The 26478-nt window shown below is 70.6% G+C and carries 21 protein-coding genes; 14 read left to right on the top strand and 7 right to left on the bottom strand.

Annotated features, from left to right (window positions below; translation table 11 throughout):
* The first annotated feature begins 27 nt into the window (after positions 1-27).
* The 4 genes from ACWEOO_RS08530 (at position 28) to ACWEOO_RS08515 (ending at position 6668) form a co-directional block, all read left to right on the top strand.
* Positions 28-1386 (top strand): hypothetical protein, encoded by a 1359-nt coding sequence (locus ACWEOO_RS08530; protein ID WP_452142439.1) that lies wholly within the window; start codon positions 28-30, stop codon positions 1384-1386.
* 70 nt (positions 1387-1456) lie between these two features.
* The gene (locus ACWEOO_RS08525) at positions 1457-2938 is read left to right on the top strand and encodes an APC family permease (protein WP_452142438.1); all 1482 of its coding nucleotides are present in this window, start codon (positions 1457-1459) and stop codon (positions 2936-2938) included.
* 54 nt (positions 2939-2992) lie between these two features.
* On the top strand, positions 2993-4291 hold the full coding sequence (locus ACWEOO_RS08520) for a hypothetical protein (RefSeq protein WP_452142437.1): 1299 nt from the start codon (positions 2993-2995) through the stop codon (positions 4289-4291).
* An 853-nt stretch (positions 4292-5144) separates the two neighbouring features.
* On the top strand, positions 5145-6668 hold the full coding sequence (locus ACWEOO_RS08515) for a DUF222 domain-containing protein (RefSeq protein ID WP_452142436.1): 1524 nt from the start codon (positions 5145-5147) through the stop codon (positions 6666-6668).
* Between the two features lie 1538 nt (positions 6669-8206).
* On the opposite strand, the gene ACWEOO_RS08510 is transcribed toward ACWEOO_RS08515, so the two are convergent.
* Both ACWEOO_RS08510 and ACWEOO_RS08505 read right to left on the bottom strand, forming a co-directional pair.
* Positions 8207-10318 carry a 3-hydroxyacyl-CoA dehydrogenase NAD-binding domain-containing protein gene (locus tag ACWEOO_RS08510; RefSeq protein WP_452142435.1) on the bottom strand — a complete coding sequence of 704 codons (2112 nt, stop codon included), beginning with the start codon at positions 10316-10318 and terminating at the stop codon, positions 8207-8209.
* Complete coding sequence (locus ACWEOO_RS08505; RefSeq protein ID WP_452142434.1) at positions 10315-11514, bottom strand: thiolase family protein; 1200 nt, start codon at positions 11512-11514, stop codon at positions 10315-10317. The genes ACWEOO_RS08510 and ACWEOO_RS08505 overlap by 4 nt, the downstream gene beginning before the upstream one ends.
* Positions 11515-11755: 241 nt before the next feature.
* Between ACWEOO_RS08505 and ACWEOO_RS08500 the strand changes: the two genes are divergently transcribed.
* The 5 genes from ACWEOO_RS08500 to ACWEOO_RS08480 all read left to right on the top strand — a co-directional run bounded on the left by ACWEOO_RS08500 (position 11756) and on the right by ACWEOO_RS08480 (position 15406).
* Positions 11756-12373, top strand: coding sequence for a hypothetical protein (locus ACWEOO_RS08500; protein WP_359929449.1), 618 nt, complete (start codon positions 11756-11758; stop codon positions 12371-12373).
* Complete coding sequence (locus ACWEOO_RS08495) at positions 12370-13020, top strand: dienelactone hydrolase family protein (protein ID WP_452142433.1); 651 nt, start codon at positions 12370-12372, stop codon at positions 13018-13020. Before ACWEOO_RS08500 ends, ACWEOO_RS08495 begins: the two co-directional genes overlap by 4 nt.
* Before the next feature lie 2 nt (positions 13021-13022).
* Entirely contained in the window at positions 13023-13511 is a 489-nt protein-coding gene (locus ACWEOO_RS08490) for a glutathione peroxidase (protein WP_452142593.1), read from the top strand.
* An 87-nt stretch (positions 13512-13598) separates the two neighbouring features.
* Entirely contained in the window at positions 13599-14189 is a 591-nt protein-coding gene (locus tag ACWEOO_RS08485) for a winged helix-turn-helix domain-containing protein (RefSeq protein ID WP_452142432.1), read from the top strand.
* Complete coding sequence (locus tag ACWEOO_RS08480; protein WP_452142431.1) at positions 14186-15406, top strand: MFS transporter; 1221 nt, start codon at positions 14186-14188, stop codon at positions 15404-15406. The genes ACWEOO_RS08485 and ACWEOO_RS08480 overlap by 4 nt, the downstream gene beginning before the upstream one ends.
* On the opposite strand, the gene ACWEOO_RS08475 is transcribed toward ACWEOO_RS08480, so the two are convergent.
* Positions 15390-16649 (bottom strand): HRDC domain-containing protein, encoded by a 1260-nt coding sequence (locus tag ACWEOO_RS08475; RefSeq protein WP_452142430.1) that lies wholly within the window; start codon positions 16647-16649, stop codon positions 15390-15392. The two genes, ACWEOO_RS08480 and ACWEOO_RS08475, sit on opposite strands and share 17 nt — an antisense overlap.
* Complete coding sequence (locus ACWEOO_RS08470; protein ID WP_359929441.1) at positions 16646-17248, bottom strand: DUF3000 domain-containing protein; 603 nt, start codon at positions 17246-17248, stop codon at positions 16646-16648. The genes ACWEOO_RS08475 and ACWEOO_RS08470 overlap by 4 nt, the downstream gene beginning before the upstream one ends.
* Before the next feature lie 130 nt (positions 17249-17378).
* Between ACWEOO_RS08470 and hemE the strand changes: the two genes are divergently transcribed.
* Genes hemE through ACWEOO_RS08445 form a run of 5 tightly spaced genes read left to right on the top strand, consistent with a single transcriptional unit; the run spans position 17379 to position 21408 of the window.
* Positions 17379-18437, top strand: coding sequence for a uroporphyrinogen decarboxylase (hemE, locus tag ACWEOO_RS08465; RefSeq protein WP_452142429.1), 1059 nt, complete (start codon positions 17379-17381; stop codon positions 18435-18437).
* Positions 18424-18921, top strand: a complete 498-nt coding sequence (locus ACWEOO_RS08460; RefSeq protein WP_452142428.1) for a GNAT family N-acetyltransferase — start codon at positions 18424-18426, stop codon at positions 18919-18921. The genes hemE and ACWEOO_RS08460 overlap by 14 nt, the downstream gene beginning before the upstream one ends.
* The gene (gene hemG / locus ACWEOO_RS08455) at positions 18918-20336 is read left to right on the top strand and encodes a protoporphyrinogen oxidase (RefSeq protein ID WP_452142427.1); all 1419 of its coding nucleotides are present in this window, start codon (positions 18918-18920) and stop codon (positions 20334-20336) included. The genes ACWEOO_RS08460 and hemG overlap by 4 nt, the downstream gene beginning before the upstream one ends.
* The gene (hemQ, locus tag ACWEOO_RS08450) at positions 20321-21028 is read left to right on the top strand and encodes a hydrogen peroxide-dependent heme synthase (protein WP_452142592.1); all 708 of its coding nucleotides are present in this window, start codon (positions 20321-20323) and stop codon (positions 21026-21028) included. The genes hemG and hemQ overlap by 16 nt, the downstream gene beginning before the upstream one ends.
* 2 nt (positions 21029-21030) lie before the next feature.
* Positions 21031-21408, top strand: a complete 378-nt coding sequence (locus ACWEOO_RS08445) for a VOC family protein (protein ID WP_355690540.1) — start codon at positions 21031-21033, stop codon at positions 21406-21408.
* 56 nt (positions 21409-21464) lie between these two features.
* Here ACWEOO_RS08445 and ACWEOO_RS08440 read toward each other — a convergent pair whose 3' ends face one another.
* From ACWEOO_RS08440 to ACWEOO_RS08430, 3 genes are all read right to left on the bottom strand, one after another.
* Positions 21465-23507, bottom strand: coding sequence for an AAA family ATPase (locus ACWEOO_RS08440; RefSeq protein ID WP_452142426.1), 2043 nt, complete (start codon positions 23505-23507; stop codon positions 21465-21467).
* 67 nt (positions 23508-23574) lie between these two features.
* The gene (msrB, locus tag ACWEOO_RS08435) at positions 23575-23991 is read right to left on the bottom strand and encodes a peptide-methionine (R)-S-oxide reductase MsrB (RefSeq protein WP_359929427.1); all 417 of its coding nucleotides are present in this window, start codon (positions 23989-23991) and stop codon (positions 23575-23577) included.
* Between the two features lie 62 nt (positions 23992-24053).
* Positions 24054-26450: a lamin tail domain-containing protein gene (locus ACWEOO_RS08430; protein ID WP_452142425.1), complete on the bottom strand. Its 2397-nt coding sequence runs from the start codon at positions 26448-26450 to the stop codon at positions 24054-24056.
* Positions 26451-26478 lie beyond the last annotated feature (28 nt).

Raw genomic sequence — 26478 nt, 5'->3', positions numbered from 1 at the left:
CCGGGTACTCGGAGGGAACGACCCGAAGTGAGTGCGACGACGCCCAAGTCCGGTCCGCCAGGACCCCGCCGCTGGCTGGGTCTGCTGGTGGCGGTTGCCCTGGTGTCGGGCGGCGTCGTGTACACCGTTGAACAGCGCGAGCAGGACGCCCGCGAGCGCGTGGCTGCCACCCGCACCGCGACCCCGGCTCCGCCGCCGGCGACCGGCACCAAGCCGTCCCGGATCGCCGCCGCCGTCGCCGCCCGCCGGGTCGCCGTCGACACCGTGCTGCTGCGCCGCGCGCAGGCCGTGCAGACCGGCAACGAGGCGTTGTTCCTGGCCGACGTCGACCCAGCGAACAAGAAGCTCCGCGCCGAGCAGAAGATCCTGTTCGCGAACCTGGTCGAGATGGGCTTCACCGAGATCGGCTACAGCCAGGCCGAGGAGCGGTTCAACCCGGCGGTGCTCAAGGCCCACGGCAGCACGACGTACCTGGTCCGGGTGCTGATGCGGTACCAGATCCAGAAGGTCGACTTCACGCCGGTGACGACCGAGCTCGGCTACACCTTCGTCGCCCGCGGCGGCCGCTGGCTGATCACCGCCGACGACGAGCTGGACTCCGACCTCGGGCCGGGCGCGCACCGGGAGGCCTGGGACCTCGGCCGGATCGAGGTGCAGCGCGGGCCGCGCGTCCTGGTCGTCGTCGAGAAGGGCGACACGGCGCGCGGCCGGGCGATCGTCGCCGAGGCGACCGAGGGCCTCGGCGAGGTCGCGGCGTACTGGCCGCTGCGGTGGAGCGGGTCGGTGTTCGTGATCGCGCTCGACGAGACCGAGGTCCGCGACGCCAGGTTCGCCGACGAGGACATCGAGTCCGCGGCCAGCACCGGTACGACGTTCTCCTCGCTGCCCGGTCAGGAGACGGCCGACGGTACGGTCGCCGGCGGGTACATCGTGGTCAACCCGAACGAGCGCGACCGGGTCGACGAGATCCTGCTGTCGCACGAGATCACCCACGTCGCGACCGCGGACCTCGGCGGGTACGAACCGCTGTGGCTGGCCGAAGGCGCCGCGGAGTACGTGTCCTGGAGCGGTATCGAGGCGGTCAGCGGAGCCGGCGAGGTCGGCAAGTGGGAGCAGGAGGTCGTCGACGAGGCGCTGCCGCAGCTGAGCTCGCTGCCCAGCGACGCCGGCTTCTACCAGAACTCCGCCGACGTGTACGGCGTGAGCTGGCTGGCGGTCCGGTACCTGGTGCGGCGGATCGGTCTCGGCAAGGTCGAGGAACTGTACGAGGACATGGCCCGCAACGGCACCGACCAGGCCGCCCGCGACCGCATCCTGCTGAGCCGTACGGGGCTCACCGAGGCGACGCTGTGGACGTCGCTGACAACATACGAGCCGCAACGCTGAGTGGCGGTTTGACCTCACCCGGTCAGAGGTACAGGCTCGAAGGGTTCCGTCCACCTCGAGGAGGCGCCAGATGAGTCTTGTGCGGAAGAAGACGATCGAGCAGTCGATCGCCGACACCGACGAACCGGAGTACCAGCTCAAGAAACGCCTCACCGCGGTCGACCTGACCGTCTTCGGTATCGGTGTCATCATCGGTGCCGGCATCTTCACCCTGACCGGCCGCGCGGCCAAGCTGTACGCCGGACCGGGCATCGCACTGTCCTTCGTGCTGGCCGCCGTCTGCTGCGCACTGGCCGCGCTGTGCTACGCCGAGTTCTCGTCGACCGTCCCGGTGTCGGGGTCGGCGTACACGTTCTCGTACTTCTCCCTCGGTGAGATCTTCGCCTGGATCATCGGCTGGGACCTGCTGCTCGAGTTGATGCTCGGGGCAAGCGTCGTGGCGCAGGGCTGGTCGACGTACGCCGCCTTGTTCCTGGAACAGATCGGACTGGGCTGGCCGTCCTCGATCGGGCCCGACAGCAACGTCAACGTGCTCGCGATGCTGCTGGTCCTGGTGCTGGCGACGCTCGCGACGATCGGTATCAAGGAGTCGCTGCGGGTCAACCTGGTGCTCGTCGCGATCAAGCTGTTCGTGGTGCTGTTCGTGATCGTCGCCGGCCTGTTCTACATCAAGGGCTCGAACCTGACGCCGTTCATCCCGCCGAGCGTGCCGGCCGAGAACGGCGACGTCACGATCACGACGCCGCTGTTCCAGGCCCTGTTCGGCTTCACACCCTCGACGTTCGGCGTGATGGGCCTGGTGTCGGGCGCGTCGCTGGTGTTCTTCGCGTTCATCGGGTTCGACGTGGTCGCGACCACCGCCGAGGAGGCGAAGAACCCGCAGCGCGACCTGCCCCGCGGCATCATCGGGTCGCTGGCCATCTGCACGGTGCTGTACGTGCTGGTCTGCATCGTCATCACCGGCATGGTGAACTACACCGACATCAGCGGTGAGGCCGCGCTGGCCGAGGCGTTCCGGTCCGTCGGCCGGGGCGGTTTCGCGACGCTGATCTCCGCCGGTGCGGTGGCCGGTCTGACCACCGTCGTGCTGACCCTGATGATCGGCGCCGCGCGGGTCGTGTTCGCGATGAGCCGCGACCACCTGATGCCCCGGCAGCTCGGCAAGACGCACGCCAAGTGGGGCACGCCGTACCGCCTGACGATCGGCATCGGCGTGGTCGTCGCGATCGTCGCCGGCGTGACCCCGATCGGCAAGCTCGAGGAGATGGTGAACATCGGCACGCTGGCCGCGTTCACCCTGGTGTCGATCGCGGTGCCGTTGCTGCGCAAGAGCCGCCCCGACATCGAGCGCTCGTTCCGGGTGCCGGGCAACCCGGTGATCCCGATCCTCGCGGCGCTGATCTGCTTCTACCTGATGCTGAACCTGTCGCTGGAGACCTGGCTGCGGTTCGCGATCTGGATGGTGCTCGGCTTCGTGGTCTACGCCCTCTACGGCTACCGCAAGAGCCGGGTCGGGCTGGAGCAGCGCACCGGCGAGGTGCAGAAAGCCTGAACCCAGCCCTCGGGCAGTCGGCTAGGATCAGCCGACTGTCCGAGGGGGGCACCGATGAAACACCCGAAACGCCTGTTCGCGGGCGTTGCCGCGCTGGCGCTGACCGCGTCCGGCGCGGTCGTTGCCGTCCGGGCGCTGGACGGCGGCGTACCGGCCACCGCGGTCCTGGCGAAGACCGGCACCGCGAGCAAGACGCCGGGGGAGCTGAGCGCGGCCCAGCAGGCGGCGCGGAAGAAGGCGGTCGACGCCGTTCTGGCCCGGCGGGCCGCCGCCGTGCGGAAGGGCGACCTGAAGGGTTTCCTGGCCCCGGTGGACCCCAAGCAGGCAGAGCTCGTCGCTCGTCAGCGGCTGCTGTTCACGAACCTGCGGAAGTTCGGGTTCGCGACGCTGCAGTACTTCACCGCGGACGCGTTCCAGGACTCGCCGGCGCTGGTCGAGAAGTTCGGGATGACTGCGTTCTCGACGCGGGTGATGATGCGGTACCAGATCGGCGGGCTGGACCCGCGGCCGGTGCAGACCGACCTCGGGTACACGTTCGTGCCGCGCGGCGGGACCTGGGTGCTGGTCGACGACACCGGGTTCGACGAGACCCTGACCGAGGCCGGGCACCGGCAGCCGTGGGACTTCGAGGAGGTCCAGCTCGTCCGCCGGGGCAAGGTCGTCGTGGTCGTCGACAAGCGCGAGGCGGCGCTCGGCAAGAAGGTCGCATCGGCCGCGGATCAGGCCGTGAAATCGGTCCGCAGGCACTGGAAGCGACCGTGGAACGGCGCCGTGCTGGTCGTCGCGATGCCGCAGGTGCGGGTGATGTCGACGCTCTGGACGGCCGGCAGCGGCGACGGCTGGACGATCGCCGCAAAGGCCGTCACGCTGTTCGAGGGCGAGCAGATGGGCAAGCCCGTCGGGCGGCCGATCGGCAGCCGGATCGTGGTGAACCCGGCGTTGCGCAAGCGGCTCGACAAGGACCTGCTCGTGCACGAGATGACGCACGTGGCGACGGCAACGCTCGGGATGAGCACGCCGATCTGGGCGGTCGAGGGCCTGGCGGAGTACGTCCGCTGCCGCTCGATCGAGGACGACCCGCACTGGTCCGTCGACCCGTACCGCAAACGCGTCCGCACGGCGTACCTGCCGAAGCTCAAGTCCCTCCCCAGCACCGCGACCTTCGACGGCGACGCAGACCTGGCCTACGGCACCAGCTGGTGGATCGTCGAATACCTCGCCGACAAACTCGGTGAAAAGAAGCTGGCCACCCTGTACGCCGACCTCTCCACCCACGGCGAGTCAGCCCTCCAGAAGGACACCGGCCTGACCCCCACCCAACTAGCGGCCGCAGCCAAGAAGTTCAAAGGCTGAGCTACCGCGGTACGCCGTACAACCGCCGCAAACGCCACGACCTCACCCGGCCACGACCTCGTGGCGCTGGATCGCGAGGAGGTCGGCGAGTAGCGCGTCGCGACGGAGCATTTGTCTTTCAGGGCGTTGATGCCTCGGAGGGCAAGGTAGGTGCGGTTGGCGCGTGAGGAGTAGGCCTTGTCTGCCAGCACCCGCTCGGGCCGCGAGGCCCGGATTCGTTGCAGGACGGGGATCATCTACGGTGAGCCGCCGGCCTGGCCCGCCGTGAGCACGAACGCCAGCACCTGCCGGTCGCGTTCGCAGACCAAATGGATCTTGGTTGACCAGCCTCCGCGCGATCGCCCCAGCGCGTCGTCGTCGGGCACGCGGTGGGTGCTGTCGCGGCGCGCACCTGCAGCATGCACATGGGCCCCGGGCGGTACTGGAGTCCACCAAGACCCGCCAGCCGACCTTGCCGCCGGCGTCAGCCGGGGCGATCAATGCCTGCTCGATTTCGTCCCACACGCCGAGCAACTGCCAGCCCGCGAACAACGCATAGACCCGCCACCACGGGCCGTACCCATCGGCAGCCGACCCGGACCCAGAACCGCACGCCGTCGACCAGTCCCCGCACGGGCCTTGCCAGCCGCGCCACGTGGCCCCACCGATCGCCAGCAACGATTCCAGAATCGCCCACCGCGCGTCGCTTGGATCATGACGAGACGGCGACCGCGGAGGCCCCACCCATGTCCGAACGCCACATCGGTGCCGTCGAGTGGCGCGTGGTGTTTGCTGGTGTGGGCCCACGAATTGCCCACAAAATAAGGGGATTCCGGCTCGGAAACTGTCGGCGACACCGTCTAGAGTCGATGCCATGGAACTTCTAGGCGAGCGACCGACGTGGTCGATGAGTGGCAGCGAACTGCTGTCCACCCTCGACACGCTGGAAGCCGAGCTCGCCCGCCTGGAGGCCTACCGGTTGAGCGTGGTCGCCGCGATCGAGTCCACCGGGTACGCCGCTGAGCTCGGCGCCCGCGACACCGCCGAACTCCTGCGCTTCCGGTACCGCCTGGACCCACCGGCCGCCCGCCGCACTCTCCGCCTCGCCCAGACCGCCCCGCACTACCCGGCCGTATCCACCGCACTCGAACGCACCGCCTCCTCCGCAACCACCGACAACCGATCCGGCGACAGCGGATCGGGCGACAGCGGGTCCGACGACGGCGTACCCGACAGCGGATCTGGGGACGGTGTATCCGGGAACGGTGCTGGTGGTGGCTGGCTGCTGCGTCCGGCGCAGGCGGCCGCGATCGTGTTCGGTCTCGACCGGGTCCGGTCAAGGGTCCCGGTGGAGCACCTGGACGCCGCCGCGGAGCAGCTGGTCGGGCTGGCCGGTCACCTGTCACCCGGCGAACTGCGCACCGCCGCCAAGGAGATCGCCGACCTGCTCGACTCCGACGGCCCCGAACCAGAAGAACTGAAGGCGTACGAACAGGAGTCCCTGACACTCTCGGCTGCGGACAACGGGGTGAAGTTCAAGGGCTTCTTGGCCAACGAGAACGCCGAACTCCTGCGCGCCGTCGTGCACGCTGGCGCCCGCCCACACAAGACCGTCGACGGCGAACACGACCCCCGCCCCCGCGACAAGCGCCAGGCCGACGCCCTGTCCACCGCCCTGAGCATCGCCGCCGCCGCATGGGACACCGCCGGACCCGCCGGACCCGCCGCGAGTAGCGCGGGCACAGCCGGCGCCGCGGGCACGAGTGGTCGGCCGGCTGGGCACGGCGCGAAGGCGAACATCACCGTCACGATCGACCTCGAAGACCTCAGGTCCGCGACCGCGGACGCGATCGGGCGCACCGTCTACAGCGGCGGGCTGTCAGCGGCCACGATCCGGCGGCTGGCGTGCGACGCGAACATCATCCCGCTGGTGCTCGGCTCGAACTCCGAACCGCTCGACGTCGGGCGCCGCGTGCGGCTCGTCACCGGGGCGATGCGCCGCGCCCTGGACGCCCGCGACCGCGGCTGCGTGGTCTGCGGGGCGCCGCCGATTATGTGCGACGCGCATCACCTGGTCTCCTGGATCGACGGCGGCGACACCAAGGTCGACAACCTGGCTCTGCTGTGCCGTCGCCACCACGTCGACCTGCACAGGGGCCGCTGGCACATCACCATCCTCGACGGCATCGTCCACGTCGCCCGCCCCAGCTGGGCTGAACCCGGACCCACCCTCACCAGAGCCCGACGCGCCGCACCGCCACACGGCCAGCCACCCGGACGTGCAGCGCCACCGGAGGCCGAGCCACCCGACCGCGAGGAGATCATCGACGGTCGCTCGCGATGGCGGGCCGACGAGGCTGCCCTCCAGCAAGCGGCCGACTTCGCAGCCACCGGCTGAGCCCGGACAACACAACAACCTCCTACCCGCAGGCATGCAGGCAGGAGGCAGTTGTGCTGCGGCGGGGTCCGGAGAGAGCCGAATCCTTCCAACCCCCCCCGGCACCACGTAGCCCGTCCTCTGGCCCAGCCAGACGGACGCCGCCATACCCGAGGTACCCGCCGCACCCGAGTTGCCCGCCGTACCGGAGGTGCCGGTGCCGCGCGGTCCTGCGGTGCCGGGGACGTCCGCCGTACCCGCCGTACCCGAGGTGCCTGCCGTACCGGAGGTGCCGGTGCCCCGCGGTCCTGCGGTGCCGGGGGCGCCCGCCGTACCCGAGGTGCCCGGGGTGCCTGCCGTGCCCGGGGGTGTCCGCCGTACTCGAGGTGCCTGCCGTACCCAAGGTGCCCGTGTCGGGCGTTCCTGCCGTGCCGGGGCGTCCGCCGTGCCCTGCCGTACCCGAGGTGCCCGACGTGCGTGCTGTGCCTGTCGTGCGGTGCGCGGCGTTCCCGCCGTGCCTGCGGTGCCGGGCGTGCCTGCGGTGCCCTGCGGTGGCCGCCTTACCCGAGGTGCCCGTGCCGGGCGTTGCTGCCATGCAGGGGGCGCCCACCGTGCCCCGTCGTACCCGAGGTGCCTGCTGTACCGGAGGTGCCCGTGCCGGGGTTCCTGAGGTGCCTGCCGTACCTGAGGTGCCTGCCGTACCTGAGGTGCCTGCCGTACCTGAGGTGCCTGCCGTACCTGAGGTGCCTGCCGTACCTGAGGTGCCTGCCGTACCTGAGGTGCCTGCCGTATCCGAGGTGCCTGCCGTATCCGAGGTGCCTGCCGTATCCGAGGTGCTTGCCGTATCCGAGGTGCCTGCCGTATCCGAGGTGCTTGCCGTATCCGAGGTGCTTGCCGTATCCGGGGTGTCCGTGCCGGGGTACCTGCCGTGCCGGGGGCGCCCTCCGTACCTGCCGGGTCTGACTTGCCCGAGGTGCCCGACGTGCCTGCCTTCCGGCGTTCCCGCCGCACCCGCCACACCCGAGGTACCGGTGTCGGGCGTTGCTGTCGTGCCGGGGTGGCGCCCGCCGTACCTGCCGGGTCTGACGTGCCCGAGGTGCCCGACGTGCGTGCCGTGCTGCCGTGCGTTTCGCGGCGTTCCCGCCGTGCCTGCGGTGCCGGGCGTGCCTGCGGTGCCCGGTGTAGCCGGCGTGCCCGCCGTTCCTGCCGTTCGAGCGGTGCCGGCGTTCCTGGCGTGCCCGGCGTACGGGGTTGTGTCGGCGGGCGCCGCGCTATCGGGCGCCGAAAGCCGTGGGTGTGGCTTCGGGAGGCGGCGGGGAGCGTTCAGGTGTCCGTTGGTGATGTGGCGCCGCCCGGATGTGTACGCAACAGCCCTTAGGGCTTGGCATTCTCGGACTGCGACGCCGTCGGCGGCTTGGCGTGAATTAACATGCGAGGCCCAGTTCCGCTAGCTGCTCGGAGGGCTTGCAGGCGCCTGAGCCAGCCACCCAGATCCCCGCTGTAGTGCTGCTGGGGGACGGAGCGGGCTTCCGGCTCCGTACCGCCCCCCAGCAGGTCTGTCAGGCGAGGCTGGCTGCGCCTCGGGGGAGGAAGCGGGTGCCGTTGACCTTCTCGGCGATGCCGGTGCGGTCGAGGTACGGCGTGATGCCGCCGAGGTGGAAGGGCCAGCCGGCGCCGAGGAGCAGGCACAGGTCGATGTCCTGGGCTTCCGCGACCACGCCCTCGTCGAGCATGATCTTGATCTCCTCGGCGAGCGCGGTCAGCACCCGGGTGCGCAGTTCGTCGGCCGTGGACGGGGCGTCGCCGACCGTCACCAGCGCCTCGACCTCTGGGTCCACGACCGGCTTGCCCTCCGGCCACACGTAGAACGAGCTCTTGCCGGCGGCAACGACCTTGGCCAGGTTCTCCGACACCGCGAACCGCTCCGGGTACGCCCGGTTCATGGTCTCGGCGACATGCAGCGCGACCGGCAGCCCGACCAGCTGCAGCAGGACGAACGGCGGCATCGGAAGGCCGAGCGCAGACAGGGCGCGATCGGCTTCCAGGATCGGCGTGCCTTCGTCGACCGCCGCGCTGACCTCGCCGAGGAAGCGGGTCAGCAGCCGGTTCACCACGAAGGCCGGCGCGTCCTTCACCAGCACGCAGGACTTCTTCAGCTGCTTGCCGACGGCGAACGCGGTCGCCAGCGACGCGTCGTCGGTCCGGTCCGCGCGGACGATCTCCAGCAGCGGCAGCACCGCGACCGGGTTGAAGAAGTGGAACCCGACGACCCGCTCCGGGTGCTCCAGGTCGGCAGCCATCTCGGTCACGGACAACGACGACGTGTTGGTCGCCAGGATCGCGTCCGGCCGGACGATCTTCTCCAGGTCGGCGAAGATCGTCTTCTTCAGCTGCAACTCCTCGAACACGGCCTCGATCACGAAGTCGGCGTCCGCGAACACGCCCTTGTCCACCGACCCGGTGACGAGCGCCTTCAGCTGGTTCGCCTTGTCCGGGCGCACCCGGCCCTTCGCGAGCAGCTTGTCGATCTCACCGTGCACGTACCCGACGCCGCGGTCCACCCGCTCCTGGTCGAGATCGGTGAGTACGACGGGAACTTCGAGCCGCCGCGCGAACAGCAGCGCGAGCTGACCCGCCATCAGACCCGCACCGACGACGCCGACCTTGCAAACGGGCCGCGCCAGCGACTTGTCCGGCGCACCGGCCGGCCGCTTGGCCCGCTTGTTCACCAGGTCGAACGCGTACAGCCCGCTGCGCAGTTCCTCGCTCATGATGAGGTCGGCGAGCGCCTCGTCCTCGGCCGCGAACCCACGGTCCCGGTCATTGTCGCGAGCGGCCGCGATCAGCTCCAGCGCCCGGTACGGCGCGGGCGCCGCGCCACTCACCTTGACGTCGGCGAAGGCCTTGCCCCGGGCAACGGCAGCGTCCCACGCCTCGCCGCGGTCTACCGAAGGCCGCTCGACGGTGACAGCACCGGTGAGAACCTTCGAAGCCCACAGCAGCGACTGCTCGAGGAAGTCTGCCGACTCCAGCAGCACGTCGCCGATGCCGAGCTTCACCGCCTCCGGCCCGCTGAGCATCTTGTTCTGGTTGAGGGCGTTCTCGACGACGACCTTCACCGCGTTGTCCGCGCCGATCAGGTTCGGCAGCAGGAAGTTGCCGCCCCAGCCCGGGATCAGCCCGAGGAAGACCTCGGGCGTCGACAGCATGCCCGCGGCCGTCGAGACGGTCCGGTAGGTGGCGTGCAGCGCGACCTCGAGCCCGCCGCCGAGCGCGACGCCGTTCACGAACGCGAACGACGGCTTGCCGCCGTCCACGAGCTTGCGCATCACGCCGTGCCCGATCTTGCCGAGCGCGAGCGCCTGCTCCCGGTCGGTGAGCTTCGGTACGCCGGTCAGGTCGGCGCCCGCGGCCAGGATGAACGGCTTGCCGGTGACGCCGATCGCGACGATCTCGTCGCGGGCGAGCGCCGCGTCCAGAGCCGCGTTCAACGATCCCAGGCCCTTGGGCCCGAAGGTGTTCGGCTTGGTGTGGTCGTGCCCGTTGTCGAGCGTGATGAGCGCCATCGTGCCGGCCTTGCCGGGCAGTACGACGTCCCGGGAATGCGCGAGCGTGACGACCTCGTCGGTCGACAAAGCAGAAGCGCTGTCGATCAGTTCCTGCAGACTCATGCCGCGGCACCTTCCCAGTTCGGGTTCTCCCAGATGACCGTGCCGCCCATGCCGAGGCCGACGCACATGGTGGTGAGGCCGTAGCGGACCTCGGGGCGCTGCTCGAACTGCTTGGCCAGCTGGTTCATCAGCCGGACCCCGGACGACGCCAGCGGGTGGCCGAACGCGATCGCGCCGCCGTACGGGTTCACCCGCGGGTCGTCGTCGGCGATGTCGTAGTGCTCCAGGAACGCCAGCACCTGCACGGCGAACGCCTCGTTCACCTCGAAGGCCTGGATGTCGTCGATGGTCAGGCCGGCCAGCCGCAGCGCCTTCTCGGTGGCGGGGATCGGGCCTTCGCCCATCACCTCGGGCTCGACCCCGGCGAAGGCGTACGAGACCAGCTTCATCTTCGGGGTGAGGCCGAGCTCCTCGGCGGTCTCCGCCGACGTCAGCACACAGGCAGTCGCGCCGTCGTTGATACCGGCCGAGTTGCCGGCGGTGACCCGCCCGTGCGGACGGAACGGCGTCTTCAGGCCCGCCAGGTCCTCGAGCGAGGTACCCGGGCGCATCGGCTCGTCGGTACTGGCGTAACCCCAGCCCTGCTCGGCGGACCGGGTCGCGACCGGCACCAGGTCCGGCTGGATCAGGTCGTTCGCGTAGGCCTTGGCGGCCTTCTCCTGGGACGCCACGGCGTACGCGTCGGCACGCTCCTTGGTGATGCCCGGGTACCGGTCGTGCAGGTTCTCGGCAGTGGAGCCCATCACCAGCGCGGAAGTGTCGACGAGCTTCTCGGCGATGATCCGCGGGTTCGGGTCGACGCCCTCGCCCATCGGGTGCCGGCCCATGTGCTCGACACCGCCGGCCACGACCACGTCGTACGCGCCGAACGCGATCCCGGCGGCGGTGGTGGTGACGGCGGTCATCGCGCCGGCGCACATCCGGTCGATGGCGTAGCCGGGCGTGGTGTTCGGCAGACCGGCCAGCAGCGCGGCGGTCCGGCCGATGGTCAGGCCCTGGTCGCCGATCTGGGTGGTGGCCGCGATCGCGACCTCGTCCACCCGCTCCGGGGGGAGGCCCGGGTTGCGCCGCAGCAGCTCCCGGATGCACTTGATCACCAGGTCGTCGGCGCGGGTCTCGGCGTACTGGCCCTTGGCCTTGCCGAACGGGGTGCGAACGCCGTCGACGTACACGACATCGCGGATCTCACGGGGCACGAGGGCCCTCCTCTGGGGTCGGGAAAGCTACCCCGATGCTACCCGTGAGTAACAGAACCGCCAAAGTAGCCGCGCGTGTGGGTCCGCTCACAAAAGCGTGACCCGTGGAAAAGCGGCGCGAATGAGCGCATGCTGTGTTCAAGGTCCGCGTTACTGGAGTTGTTCCATGAACAATTTTGATCTGTCCGTGCCGGTCCTGAGCCGGGGGAAACATCGGAACCCACGCAAGGGTGCCTGCTTCATGGAGTTCGCGTCCTACCTGGCCGGTGAGCCGTGGTCGGACCATCCGTCCTGCACGCATCCGTTGCTCGCGGGCGTCGCCCGCGACGTCAACGACTGCACCACGGACGCCGGGCGCTCCCGCCTGGCTCCGTTGATCCCGTCGGTGATCGGGCTGACCCCGGACGACCCGCACGTCGTACCGCGGGTGACCGCGCGCTGCATCCAGCACGCGCTGCCGGTCGTCTCGCAGGAACGGCAGTACATCCTGGCCGTCGCGCTTCTGGTGGGGGAGAAGCAACTGGCCGCGCTCGACGGGAGGCCGCTCGACGACGTCGAGCCGGATTCGCTCGCTGTGCTGCAGTCGGTGCCGTCGGCGACCAAGTGGGCGCGGTCGTTCACCGCCCGCGCGCGCCGTGCGACCCCGGACTTCGCCCGCCGGACGGCGCCGCGCGCGGTGTCGTGCGCGGTCGAGGGCATCTCGCAGGCGTGCGTGACGGATCCGGACGACCGGCTCTACAAGCTGCTCGTCGACGCGATCGCGGAGACGACGGCGTGGATGCCGGCGCCCGTACCCGAGCCAGCGCCCGAGCCCGCGACGGAGCCGGTTACTCCTGAGGTCGTACGCTTCACTGTGTGACGTCGGAGATACCAGTCCACGAGTGGGGATCCGCTGATTCCGGGGCGCCTGGAATCCTTGTGCTGCAGGAGATCTTCGGAGTCTCCGGCTACATCAGGCGCCGTGCGGCGGATCTGCACGCCCTCGGGTACTACGTGGTCGCGCCCGAGATCTACTGGCGCCTCGACGACACCGACCTGGACGAGTCCTCGCCGGACCTGCTGCGACGGGCGATGGGCATCGTCGGCCGCCTCGACTGGGACCTGGCGGTCAAGGACGCTGTCGCGGTGCTGGACCGGCTGCGGGCGCGCGGCCGGGGCACCGGCGTGGTCGGCTTCTGCTTCGGCGGCGGACTGGGCTTCAACGTGGCCGCAGTGTCGTCGCCCGACGTCCTGGTCAGCTACTACGGCTCTGCCCTGCCCGGGCTGCTCGAGCTCGCGCCGAAGGTGCGGGCGGCGAGCCTGCACCACTTCGGCAACAACGACGCTTACTTGGACGTCGATGCGGTGGTGCCGGGGCTGGGTGACGCCGAGATCCACCGCTACGACGGTGCCGGTCACGCGTTCGACAACCCCCTGCCGATGTTCCACCACGCCGAGGCGTCCGCGCTGGCCTGGCGCCGTACCGAAGACTTCCTTGCCCGTCACCTCCCAACCTCCCAAGGATGAGCATGAGCCTGTACGACATTCCGCTGACCACTCTGTCCGGTGCGCCGACCTCGCTCGGCGAGTACAAGGGCAAGGCCGTTCTGGTCGTGAACGTGGCGTCGAAGTGCGGTCTGACGCCGCAGTACGAGGGCCTGGAGAACCTGCAGGAGAAGTACGCGTCCCGCGGCTTCACCGTGCTCGGCGCCCCGTGCAACCAGTTCGGCGGTCAGGAGCCCGGGTCGGCCGAGGAGATCGAGACCTTCTGCTCGACGACGTACGGCGTGACGTTCCCGATGCTCGGCAAGCTCGAGGTGAACGGCGACCACCGGCACCCGCTGTACGCCGAGCTCACCCAGAGCCCCGACGCCGACGGCGACGCCGGCGACATCCAGTGGAACTTCGAGAAGTTCCTGCTGAGCCCCGAGGGCACCGTCGCCGCCCGCTTCCGCCCCCGCACCGAGCCGGAGTCCGACGAGATCGTCACCGCCATCGAGGCCCAGCTCCCAGCCTGACCACCGGAGATCCCCGCCGCAGGCGCGCGGCGGGGATCTTTTCTGTACGGCATTGCAACAACTCTTTCGAAAGAGTACTTTCGATGGATGCCGAATCCTCACCGCCGACTCAGCGACCCGCGGGAACTCAACGCCCTGGCGCACCCTGTGCGGATGGCGATCATCGAGCTGCTGTCGCTCAGCGGGCCACTGACCGCGACCGAGCTGGCCGACCGGCTGGACGAGACCCCGGCGAACTGCTCGTGGCACCTCCGCAAGCTGGCGCAGCACGGGTTCGTCGAGGAGGCCGAGGGCGGGAAGGGCCGGCAACGCCCCTGGAAGGTGCCAGGACTCGGGTTCCGCTGGGACGAGGAGCATGCATCACCGTCGCTCGAGGAACGCCGCGCGGCGCAAGCACTGTCCGACGTGATGATGGGGCGGGCGATCGACCGTCTGCGGGAGTCGCAGCAGCGCGCCCCGGAGGACACCGAGGAGTGGCGTGCCGCGCGGGGCAACACCGAGATGGTCGCCTGGCTGACCGCGGACGAGCTCGAGGAGATGAACAGCGCGATCAACGCGGTGCTCGACCGCCATGCCGAGCGGTTGACCGACCCGTCGCAACGCCCGGCGAACGCGCGGCTGTGCGAGTTCGTCGCCTGGGGCGTGCCGACGTACTTTCCGGGGGTGGAGACCTCATGAGGAGGCTGTTCGCGCAGCCCGGGTTCCCGCGCCTGTTCGGTGGCCTGAGTACGTCGATGCTCGGCGACTCGGTGATGCTGCTGGTGCTGAGTATGTGGGTGAAGACCCTCACCGGCTCGAACGCACTGGCCGGCCTGACGTTCTTCTTCATGGTGCTGCCGGCGCTGGCTGCTCCGGTGCTCGGCGTCTGGGTGGATCGGCTGCCGCGCAAGCCGATCCTGGTCTGGGGCAACGTCGCCAGCGGTGCCGCCGTACTCCCGCTCGTACTCGTCCGGGACTCCGGCGATGTATGGCTGATCTGGTTGGTCGCCTTCCTGTACGGCGTCTCGTTCGTTGTGCTGCCCGCGGCGCTGAACGGACTGCTGAAAGAGCTGCTGCCGGACGAACTGCTCGTCGACGCGAACTCCAGCCTGGCCACCATCAAGGAGGGGTACCGGCTGTTCGGCCCGCTGGCCGGGGCCGCGATCTTCGCCACTGCGGGCGGCTGGCTCGTCGCGATCGTCGACGCGGCCACCTTCGTGCTGGCCGGCCTGCTGATCGCGACGATCAAGGTCTCCGAGACAACGGCCCCGTCGAAGAGCACCTTCCGTGAGGACCTGCTCGGCGGTGTCCGTTTCCTCGCCGGCGACCGGGTGCTCCGCCACGTGCTGGCCGGGCTGGCGATCTCGATCCTCGTCATCGGTTTCTTCGAGTCGTCGATCTACGCGCTGATGGACGCCTTCGGCAAGCCGCCGACGTTCTCCGGCGTCTTCGTGACCTGTCAGGGGGTCGGCGCGATCGTCGGCGGCCTGACCGCGAGCCGCGCCGTACGCCGTCTCGGCGAGGTCGCCACCTGCGCCCTCGGACTGGTCGTGCTCGCCGCGTCGACCGTCGTCTGTGTGGTCGCCCCCAGCATCGTCGTGGTGCTCGTCGGCGCCGCGATCTGCGGTGTCGGCCTGCCGTGGACGTTCGTCTCGTTCACGACGTTGATGCAGCGCCGTTCGCCGGGTCACCTGATCGGGCGCGTGTCGACCGCCGTCGAGGTACTCGTCGCGACGCCGCAGGCGATCTCACTGGCCCTCGGCAGCCTGCTGGTGAGCCTGCTCAGCTACCGCCAGATCTTTGTCGTCATCGCGACGGTGATCCTGCTCGGCGCACTCCAGATCGTCCTCACCCTCCACCCCGAGATCCGGCGGGATCTGACGAAGGAGGAGGACGTGGTCAGTCCAGCGGTTTGACCGTGGCTTCGGACGCCATCGCGTCGGTGAGGACCTCCGCGGTGAGGGCGATCTGCCAGGCGCGGGCGTGGTGGTCGCGGAGGAAGGTCGTGACCACCTCGAGGTTCACCTCCTTGGGCGGGGACCAGGCGAGCCGGCGGATCGTGTCGGGCGCAAGCAGGTTCTCGGTCGGGAGGCGGTGCGCCTCGGCGATCTCGGCGACCGCGGCGCGGGCGGCCGACAGCCGGGCGGCCGCGTCGGGGTCGCGGTCGGCCCAGGCGCGGGCCGGCGGCGGGCCGTCGTACCGCGGGCCCTGCTTGGGGAGCTCGGAGTCGGGGAGCCGGCGGGCGTGGTCGATCGCCTCCCACCAGGTCCGCATGTGGCGGTGCGCGCCGCGGCCCTTGAACGCGGTCAGCCGCTGGAGCGTGTCGCGGTCGGTCGGCATCGCGGACGCCGCCTCGACAATCGCGGCGTCCGGCAGCACCCGGCCGGGGGAGATGTCGGCGGACTCGGCGATCTGGTCCCGGGCCTCCCACAGCGCCCGGACGACGGCCAGGCTGCGGCGGTTCCGGACCCGGTGCATGCCCGACGTACGGCGCCACGGGTCCGGCTTCGGCTCCCGCGGCGGCGCGTCGAGGATCGCGGCGAACTCCTGCGCCGCCCATTCCCACTTGCCCTCGCGGTGCAGCTCCTGCTCGATCGCGTTCCGCAGCTCGATCAGCATCTCGACGTCCAGCGCGGCGTACACCAGCCAGGGCGCCGGCAGCGGCCGCGTCGACCAGTCGGCGGCGGAGTGCTCCTTGCGCATCCGGTAGCCGAGCACCTCGCTGACGAGCGAGGCGAGCCCGACCTTCGGGTAGCCGAGCAGGCGACCGGCCAGTTCGGTGTCGAACACCTGCCGCGGCACCATGCCGACCTCGGCCAGGCAGGCCAGGTCCTGGTTCGCGGCGTGGATGATCCACTCGGCGTCGACGATCGCGTCGCCGAGCGCCGACAGGTCCCCGAACGGGATCGGGTCCACGAGCGCGGAGCCGGAGCCCTCACGGCGCAGCTGGACCAGGTACGCCCGGTGCGAGTAGCGGTAGCCGGAGGCGCGCTCGGCGTCGACCGCGACCGGGCCGCTGCCGGACCGGAACGCCTCGACCGTGCCGGTCAGGGCAGAGCCGGTGTCGATGACGTCGGAGAGCCCGTCCCTCAGCTCCAGGAGGGGCAGATGCGCGGTCGGGTCGTCGGGGACGGACGGCTGTTGGGTGGCTGGGCTCATCGGCCCCGCTGTCCGCGCCGGGTCGGCATCGCGACTACCCCCGGCGGAACGGGCGGCAGTCCGGCCGCCGTACACAGCACCTCGCCCCACGCCTCGGCGTGGCGGGTCACGTCAACGAGGCCGCCGGGGCCGGGCACGGGGCTCCAGGACGCGCGGATCTCGATCTCCGCCGTCGCGTCGTCGTCGGCCATGCCGCCGAAGCTTTCCGATACCACCCTGGTGACGGTACCGCTCGGCGCCAGGAAGTCTGCACCCCGGTCCGCCAAGGCCTCCATCAGCCACGTCCAGCCCACGCCGCCGAGCAGCGCGTCGGTCACCATCTCCGGTTCGACGGCGGCACGCACGTACGCGACACAACGGAAGGTCGACTGCCAGGCGTCGTTCCCGGCCGGGTCGTAGAGGACGACCAGACGGCCGGTGGCGACATCGTCACCGTCGACCGTCACGTCGGCGCTGACCGCCGCCGCATGCGGTGCGATCCGCTGCGGTGCGGGCATCTCCTCGACGAAAACCTCGGGCCGGAACCGGGCACCTCGTAACTGCGAGACTGCCTCGGTGAACTCCGCGGGTGGCGCGTCGACCTGCTTGCGGGCACCCATATCGGCAGCCTACGACCGATTACTCACCGCCGCGCGTCAAGACGCGCCGGTAGCTGTGTGTGGCCGCGCGTGCGGCGCGGCGTGGTCGGGGGCTGTCCGGGCGTTCGGGAGCGCGTGGGATCATCGCTGTGTGACGCGACCCTCCGCTCTGGACGATTCCGCCTATCTGCTCGCTGCCCGGGGTGAGCGGGTGCCGCACACGCCGGTGTGGTTCATGCGGCAGGCCGGCCGGGCATTGCCCGAGTACCGTGCGGTGCGGGAGGGAATCTCGATGCTGGAGTCGTGTCTGCGGCCCGACCTCGTCGTCGAGATAACGCTGCAGCCGGTCCGCCGTTACGGCGTCGACGCGGCGATCTACTACTCCGACATCGTGCTCCCGCTGAAGGCGGCCGGGTTCGACATCGAGATCAAGCCGGGCGTCGGTCCGGTCGTCGCCGACCCGATCCGGGACGCCGCCGGGGTCGCCCGGGTCCGTCCGGTCACGCCGGCCGATGTGTCGTTCACCACGGAGTCCGTGCAGCAGCTGGTGTCCGAGCTCGGCGGTACGCCGCTGATCGGGTTCGCCGGCGCGCCGTTCACCGTCGCGTCGTACCTGGTCGAGGGCGGGCCGAGCAAGGACTTCGCGAAGACCAAGGCGATGATGCACGGCGACCCGGCGCTGTGGCACGCGCTCGCGGACCGGCTGGCCGACGTCGCGATCGCGTACCTGGCGGTGCAGGTCGAGGCGGGCGCGTCGGCGATCCAGCTGTTCGACTCCTGGGCCGGCGGGTTGTCGCCGCGGGACTACGAGCGGTTCGTGCTGCCGCACTCCGCGAAGGTGTTCGACGCGATGGCGGGGTACGGCGTCCCGCGGGTGCACTTCGGCGTCAACACCGGCGAGCTGCTCGGCCTGATGAGCGAGGTCGGCGCGGACGTCGTCGGCGTCGACTGGCGGGTCCCGCTCGACGAGGCCGTCCGCCGGATCACGGCCGCCGGCGGCGCGCCGAAACCGGTCCAGGGCAACCTCGACCCGGCCCTGCTGTTCGCCGGCTGGGACGCGATCGAGCCCGAGATCGACCGGATCCTGGCCGAGGGCCGGGCCGCGCCCGGTCACATCTTCAACCTCGGCCACGGTGTCCCGCCGGACGCCGACCCCGAGGTGCTGCGCCGGATCACCAAGTACGTGCAGTCGGCCCATGTACCTGCCTGACCATGGCGTCACGCTGGAGCCGCTGCGCGCGGACCACGCGGACGCAGTCCTCGACTTCGAGCGCGAGAACCGGGCGTACTTCGCGGCCTGGATCTGGGACCGCGGCGACGAGTACTTCGCCGACTTCGCGACCCGGCACGCGGCCCTGCTCGCCGAGCAGGAGGCCGGGATCTGCCGCTTCCACGTGCTGGTCGACGGCACCGGCGCCGTGGTCGGGCGGGTGAACCTGATCGATCTGGAGCACGGATCGGCCGAGCTGGGCTACCGGATCGCGGAGAAGTGGGCGGGCAAGGGGCTGGCGACGGCCGCGGTGCGTGCGGTGATCGAGCTCGCACCGACGTACGGACTGACCGCGCTCCGGGCCGGGGCCTCGAATCACAACCCTGCCTCGCAGACGGTGCTGACGCGTGTCGGGTTCCGGGCGGTCGGGAGCAGCAGCACCGATCTGGGACCGGGGAAGAAGTACGAAATGAGCTTGGTATGAACCGGGTCGTGGTCGTCGGCGGCGGGATCAGCGGGCTCGCGGCCGCGCACGCGCTGGCGACCGGGCCGAACCCGCCGCACATCACGGTGCTGGAGGGCTCGCCGCGGCTCGGCGGGAAGCTGGCCGGGGACGCGATCGAGGGCGTGCCGGTCGATCTCGGCGCCGAGTCCGTGCTGGCGCGGCGGCCGGAGGCGGTCGACCTGATCCGCGCCGTCGGCCTCGGGGACGACGTGGTGCACCCGGCGACCACCTCGGCCGGCCTATGGGTCGGCGACCGGATCCGGGCCATCCCGCCGACCGTGATGGGCGTTCCGGTGGACCCGGCGGCGACCGCCGACGTGCTCGGGGCCGCGGCCGCCGAGCAGGTCGCGCACGAGGCCGAACTGCCGGCTCCCGCGCTGACCGAGGATGTGGCGATCGGCCGGTTCGTTGCCGACCGCATGGGCTCCGCGGTCACCGACAAGCTGATCGACCCGCTGCTCGGCGGGGTGTACGCCGGGAAGGCCGAGGAGATCTCGCTCGCCGCCGCCGTCCCGGACCTGTACGCGAAGCTGCGGACCGCGCCGAGCCTGCTCGCAGCCACGGCCGAGCTGCGCGCACTGGGTCAGAAGCGGGCCGGCCAGCCGGTGTTCGCGGGCCTCGTCGGCGGCATCAACCGGCTGATCGGCGCCCTCGAACAGGACCTGGCCGCCCGCGGCGTGGAGATCCGGACCAAGCTCGCCGTCCGCCGGATCTCGCGGACCGCCGACGGGTTCGAGCTGGAGGCGGGCCCGGTGCCCGCGCCGACGCTGTTCACCGCCGACGCGGTCGTGGTCGCCGTACCGGCTGCTCCGGCGGGCCGGATGCTGGCGGAGCTGGCGCCGGCGGCGTCGGCCGAGCTGGCGGCGATCGAGTACGCGAGTATGGTGATCGTCACACTCGCGGTCCGCAAGCGTGACTGGCCCGCCGGCGCGACCGGCTCCGGGTTCCTCGTCCCGTCGGTGGAGGACCGGACGATCAAGGCCTCGACCTACTCGCACGCCAAGTGGGCGTGGTCGGCGGAGGCCGGGGGAGAGCTGGCCGTACTGCGTGCCTCGGTCGGCCGCCTCGGCGAGGAATACGTGCTGCAGCGGTCCGACGAGGAGCTGGTCCAGCTCGCGGTGTCCGACCTGAAGCAGGCCATCGGGCTCGACGCGCCGGTCGTCGGCTCGCTGGTGACGCGCTGGGGCGGCGGCCTCCCGCAGTACGCCGTGGGGCACCTCGACCGAGTCGATCGGGTCGAAGCCGCGGTGGCCGGCGTCCCCGGGCTGGCGGTGTGCGGAGCGGCGTACCGGGGTGTCGGGATCGCCGCGTGTGTGGCATCGGGTGGCAACGCGGCCACCCGGGTGCGGGAGCACCTGGACGCATTGGAGACAATGACATCGTGGAAACCGTGACTGGTAAGCCGAAAGCCCGCGAGCTCAACAACGTCATCCGGTACACCCTGTGGTCGGTGTTCAAGGTCGAGACGCCGCTCGGCGACGCGGACCGCGACGAACTGACCGCCGAGCTCAACGACCTGATCGGGAAGCTGGCGGCCGACGACGTGGTGATCCGCGGGATCTACGACGTCGAGGGGTTCCGGGCGGACGCGGACTTCATGATCTGGTGGCACGCGCCGACGTCGGACGCGCTGCAGCAGGCGTACCACGCGCTGCGCCGGTCGCGGCTGGGGCGGCACCTGGTCCCGGTCTGGTCGCAGTTCGCGCTGCACCGGCCGGCCGAGTTCAACAAGAGCCACATCCCGGCCTTCCTCGCCGACGAGGAGCCGCGGCCCTACATCTGCGTGTACCCGTTCGTCCGGTCCTACGAGTGGTACCTGCTGCCCGACGAGGAGCGCCGCGCGATGCTCGCCGAGCACGGCAAGATGGCCCGCGGCTACCCCGACGTCCGGGCGAACACGGTGGCGTCGTTCGCGCTCGGCGACTACGAGTGGATGCTCGCCTTCGAGGCCGACGAGCTGCACCGGATCGTCGACCTGATGCGCGACCTGCGGGCGTCGACGGCGCGCCGGCACGTGCGCGAGGAGGTCCCGTTCTTCACCGGCAAGCGGACCGAGCTCGGCGACCTGATCGCCAACCTGGTCTAGGCGTGCACCGCAAGGCGTTCCCGGTGCTCTACGTCAGCGACGTACGCCGGGCCGTCGGGTTTTACACGCTCCTCGGGTACGAGCCGACGTACCAGTTCCCGCTGGAGGGCGACCCGCACTACGTCGGCCTGGAGCGCGGCGAGTCGTCCCTCGGCCTGTCCGACGCGAACTGGCCCGAGGCGCAGCTCGGCATCACGGTCGGCACGGCGCCGCGCTTCGAGCTGTTCGTGTACGTCGACGACGTCGAGGCCGAGGTGGAACGCTTCCGCGCGGCCGGCCACCCGGTCCTGCAGGAGCCGGCCACGATGCCCTGGGGCGAGCGCCAGGCCTACCTGGCGGACCCCGACGGCAACCCCGTAGCCCTGGCAACCCCCGTCTGACCCGTTACGTCCGAAGAAGCGACGAGACGTCCCGCCACTTCTTCGGACGCAACAGGTCAGGTGCCGGGCTTTTGGAGCAGGTAGTCCTCGGCGCGCATCGACGTGGGCGGCCGGACGTCGGACGGGATCAGCTCGCGCAGGTCCCGCTCGGTGAGCGTGTCCGGGTCGCTCGCGGACAGCCGCGTCGCCTGGTTGGAGACGGCCTCCTCGAGCACGTTCCGGATGAAACGGCCGTTACCGAAGCTGTGGCCGCGCGGCGCCGGCGGGATGACGGTGCGGACCTTGTCCAGCACCTCCTCGCCGTAGATCATGCCCTTCTGCCGCGCCTGCAGCTCGAAGATCGCGACCAACTGGTCGGTGTCGTACTCGCTGAACGACAGCAGCTTCGGGAACCGGGACTGCAGACCGGTGTTCGACTCCATGAAGCGCTGCATCTCGCGGTGGTATCCGGCGACGATCACGATGCAGTCGTTGCGGTGGTCCTCCATCATCTTCAGGATCGTCGAGACCGCTTCCAGGCCGTAGTCGCCGGGCGTGTTCTCCGGCGTCAGGCTGTACGCCTCGTCGATGAACAGCACGCCGCCGAGCGCCTCACGGAACTTGGCCGCGGTCATCGGCGCGGTCGAGCCGACGGCGGCGCCGACCAGGTCGGAGCGGTCGACCTCGACCACGTGACCCTTCTCCAGGACGCCGAGCTGGTGGTAGATCCGGCTCAGCAGCCGGGCGATCGTGGTCTTCGCCGTACCGGGCTTCCCGACGAACACCATGTGCCGGGCTCGCTCGTGACTCGGCAGGCCGAGCTCGGTGCGGCGCAGATTGGTCTTCACCTCGGCGACCATCCGGCGGACCGCGTCCTTCACCGACTCCAGGCCGATCAGGGAATCGAGCTCGGCCAGCGGGTCGTCGCTGAAGTCGACGACCTCGGGCATCGGATCGTCGAGGGTGCCGCCGCTGCTGCTGCTGGGACGCGCCTTCGGCTCCTCGTCGTCCTTGACGGTCTTCCAGGCGGCCGACAGCGACGCCTCCTGGTCGGCCGCGGCCGCGTTCTCGATGATGCTCCAGCGCTCGCGGTCGAGCATCCGGAACAGCGTGGTCAGATCCGGGACCTCGGCCTCGGGCCACGGGCCCTTGGCCAGCACACCGGACAGGTGCACGCCGACGCGGGCCGCGGCGGCGCCCCAGGACCGGGCGAGCGCCGACTGCCCGCCGCGGATCGCACGGGACATCCACTGGTTGACGTGGCCGTGCCAGATCGGCAGCGTGAAGGCCTCGTGGATGTCCTCGAGCGCCTTGTGCACGTCGAGCGCGGCGTCGCCGAGGACGTTCGCCACCGACTGCGGGATACCGCGCAGGCCGGTGGCCAGGATCAGCTCGGCCAGCACCTGGGCGAAGTCGCCGGCGTACTCGTCCGGGCTGGCCATCAGCATCCGCGCGTGCGTGTCGCGGACCGAGTTGATCGAGTAGCGCAGCGCCGCGCTGGGGCCGGCGAGCTCCGGCAGCACGGCGCGCTCGGAATCCTTGAGCGCGTCGGTGCGCCAGTACTTCGCGATCTCGTCGTACTCGCCGTTGACGTGCAGTTCGGTCAGCTCGCGGTCGGCCAGCACCCGGTCGAACGCGGCGGCCAGGGCGGTGGCGCGGGCCGCCATCGGGGGAGCGTCGACGAACATCCCGACGACGTTGCGGGACAGCTGGAGCGCGTGCCGGCGGCCGTTCTCGCGGAACCCGCGGGCGCCGGCGATCGCCTGCAGGTGCCAGTCCGTCGGCGCCACGTAGATGACGTGGCCGTTGCCGCCGAGCCGCGACGACGGCCGGTAGAACTCGCGGGTCAGCTCGGTCGGCAGGTCGGCGTACTCACCGTGCAGGACCGGGATCCACCCGGTCAGCAGCGGCGCGGCCTGGTGGGTGAACCAGACCGCCGCCGGTGTGCCCTTCACGAAGTCCGGGAACGCCTCCGGCCGCAACGGCCGCAACGCCTCGGGATCGTCGGCCCAGGCCTTCAGCTGCGCCCGGACCCGGGACAGCCACGCGCCCGGCACTTCCCACGGCTCCTCCGCCGCCAGCACATCGAGAACCCGCGGTCTACGGACGTCGTCAGCCACCGATTTCCTTCCCCTGCGTCCACCAGCCGACCCAGTCTAGGACCCGACCGGGCGAACGGCGCGCAGGTCAGGCCGGGGTGAGGGTCAGGCTGATGCTGTTGATGCAGTAGCGCAGATCGGTGGGCGTACCGTAGCCCTCGCCCTCGAAGACGTGGCCGAGGTGGGAGCCGCAGTTGGCGCAGCGGACCTCGACGCGCTTCATGCCGAGCGTGCTGTCCTCGATGTACTCGACGCGGTCCTCGGCCAGCGGCGCGAAGAACGACGGCCACCCGCAGTGCGAGTCGAACTTGGTCTCGCTCCGGAACAGCTCGGCGTCACAGGCCCGGCACTTGTAGACGCCGACCGTCTTGGTGTCGGTGTACTCGCCGACGAACGGCCGCTCGGTGCCGGCCTGGCGCAGCACGTGGAACTCGGCGGGGGACAGCTGCGCCTTCCACTCCGCGTCGGACTTCTGTACGGCGTACTGCTTGGTGTCATCAGTCACGACACCAGTATCGGTCGCCCGGGCAAGAAAACCCCGCCCGGGCGACCGACGTAAGACTCCGGTTACCGCACCCAGGACGGCAGCGGGATCAGCTTCACCACCTGCGGGTCGTGGTCGGAGATCTGGTCCGGGAACTCCGCGTTCATGTGCACGACGTCGTACGCAGACGCCGGCCGCAGGTTCTGCGAGATCAGGATCTGGTCGAGGATCTGGCTGTTGCCCTCGAACACGTAGCTGTACCGCTCCGGCAGCGGCAGGGTCCGCGGCAGGTCGATCAGCGCGGTCTTGCCCGAGCCGACCAGGATGTCCGCGGTCTCGGACCAGTCGAAGTCGTTCAGGTCGCCCAGCACGACGACGTTCGCGCCCGTGTCCTTGGCCAGGATCTGGTCCACGAACCCGCGCACCACTGCGGCCTGCTGGTGCCGCTTCTCCGCGGTGACCTGCACCGGCGGCTGGAAACGACCCCACAGCGGGTTGTCACCGCCCTTGGAGCTGAAGTGGTTCACGACCACGAACACGGTCTGCCCGTGCCACTTGAACTCGCCCGCGAGCGGCACCCGGGTGGCGGCCCAGGCGGGGTTCGCCGGGTCGACGCGGCCCGGCGACGAGCTCAGGTGCGGCCGGCCCGCGGCGTCGGTGACGATCGTGGTCGCGACCGTCGAGCCGCCGCCCGGCCGGTCCACGAACTTCAACGGCTTGTCCGTCCGGTACAGGAAGGCGACCCGGATGTTGCCGCCCGGCTCACCGCCCTCGGCGTTGTTCACCGGGTCGATCTGCCGCCAGGCGTACTGCGGGCCGCCCGCCTTCACGATCGCCGCGGCGAGCAGGCCGAGCGTCTTGTCCGCGGTCGTCGTACCGGAGTTGACGGCGCCGTCGTCGTCCTGCACCTCCTCGAGGCCGAGGATGTCCGGCGAGGCGAGGTTGTGGACGACGGCCTGCGCGAGCCCGTCGAACTTGGCGTCACCGTCGGACGGGTCCAGGTTCTCCACGTTGAACGTCGCCACCGACAGCTGCACCGGAGACGAGGCCTTGGTCGTCTCCCGCGTGACGCCGCCGTCGATCACGGTCGGCGTCGTTGTCGGCAGCAGCTTGAAGTTGCCGAACGAGTAGTCGAGGACACCCGTCACCACACCAGCCAGCTTGTCGCCGGTCTTTGCGTCCGGAATGGGCGTCAGGACGTCGTCCAGCAGCACCCGCTCCGGGTTGCTGTCGGTCTTCTGCAGCAGGATGCCGCCGCGCACCGTACGCACACCCGCGCCGGCCGCCACGACGGACAGCTCACGGAACGAGCTCGTCGGCCCGGTGACCTGGGGCTGGTCGATGCCCAGCCACATGCCCTCCAGCGACTCCCAGAAGTCGAGGCCGTCGGTGGCCGGGTCGAACGCGGTGCTGGTCGTCTCGACGTCGCCGGACGCGTCGTCCTCGATCACCGTCGACGGCGGCACCCGGCCGCCCGAGCCGACGATGGTCGGCGCCGGGACCGCGGCGGTACCGGTCCCCGAAGCCGTTACCGTGACCTTCGTGTTGGTCAGCTCGGTGGTCGTCAGGTTCGTCGTACCGCCGGAACCGCCCGGGCGGAACTCGGCGACCGAGCCCTCGACCGTGACGGCGTCACCGACGGAGACCGTCGGCGCGGAGCTCGTGAACACGAACAGGCCCTCGCTGGTGGCCGGGTCGGCGTCCGGCTGCGGGTCCTGGAACCAGAAGCCGTTGCTGCCCTTGACCGTCACCACACCGGTGACGTTCGCGACCTTCTTGCCCTCCAGCGGGGAGCGGTGCGCGGCGCCCTGGATGTCGTGGATCTTCGCGTCGACGGGCGGCTCGGCGGGACCGCCGGTGAGCGTGCCCGGCGACGGGTTGCCCGCGGCGAAGTCGGCGCTGTTGTTGTCGGTGTCCTGCTTCGGGTCGACCCGCGCGGCCGAGGTGGTGTTCGACAGACCCGGCGCCGGCGCGGTCTCGGAGTCGGTCGCGGTGCCGTAGCCGACGTAGTCCTTGACGGCCGGGTCCGCGTGGCAGCTGGCGCCACAGGCGAGCGCGGTCTGGTTGGTGACCAGGGCGACCTTGCCGCTGCTCGCGGACATCGGGATGGTCCCGGTCACGTTCGGCGTCGGCATCGGCTGGCCGTTGGCGCCGCCACCCTCCTGGACCAGGTACGCCGTACCCGGCGCGATGGTGCCGGTCAGCTTGGTGACCTGCCACGACGAGCCGGTCGAGGACGCGTACTGGATCGACCAGCCGCTCACGTCGACCGGGGCCGAGCTGTTGTTGGTCAGCTCCACGAAGTCGTTCGTGTACGGCGCACCGCTGTTGCCGCCACCGCCGTACACCTCGGTGACGACCACGTCGGTGGACGCGGCGTCGGCAGGCCGGGCGACCAGTGCGGCGGCGCCGGCTAAGGCAAGACTTGAAGCGACCACGAGAGCGCCCACGCGGCGCCGTGGTAGGTACAGGGCAGACATGGCCCGGATTCTCACACCGGCACGCGGC

It is taken from the genome of Kribbella sp. NPDC004138 (genome assembly GCF_053603655.1).
The sequence above is the reverse complement of the archived record's forward strand: the minus strand, read 5'-3'. Positions and strand labels throughout refer to the sequence as shown.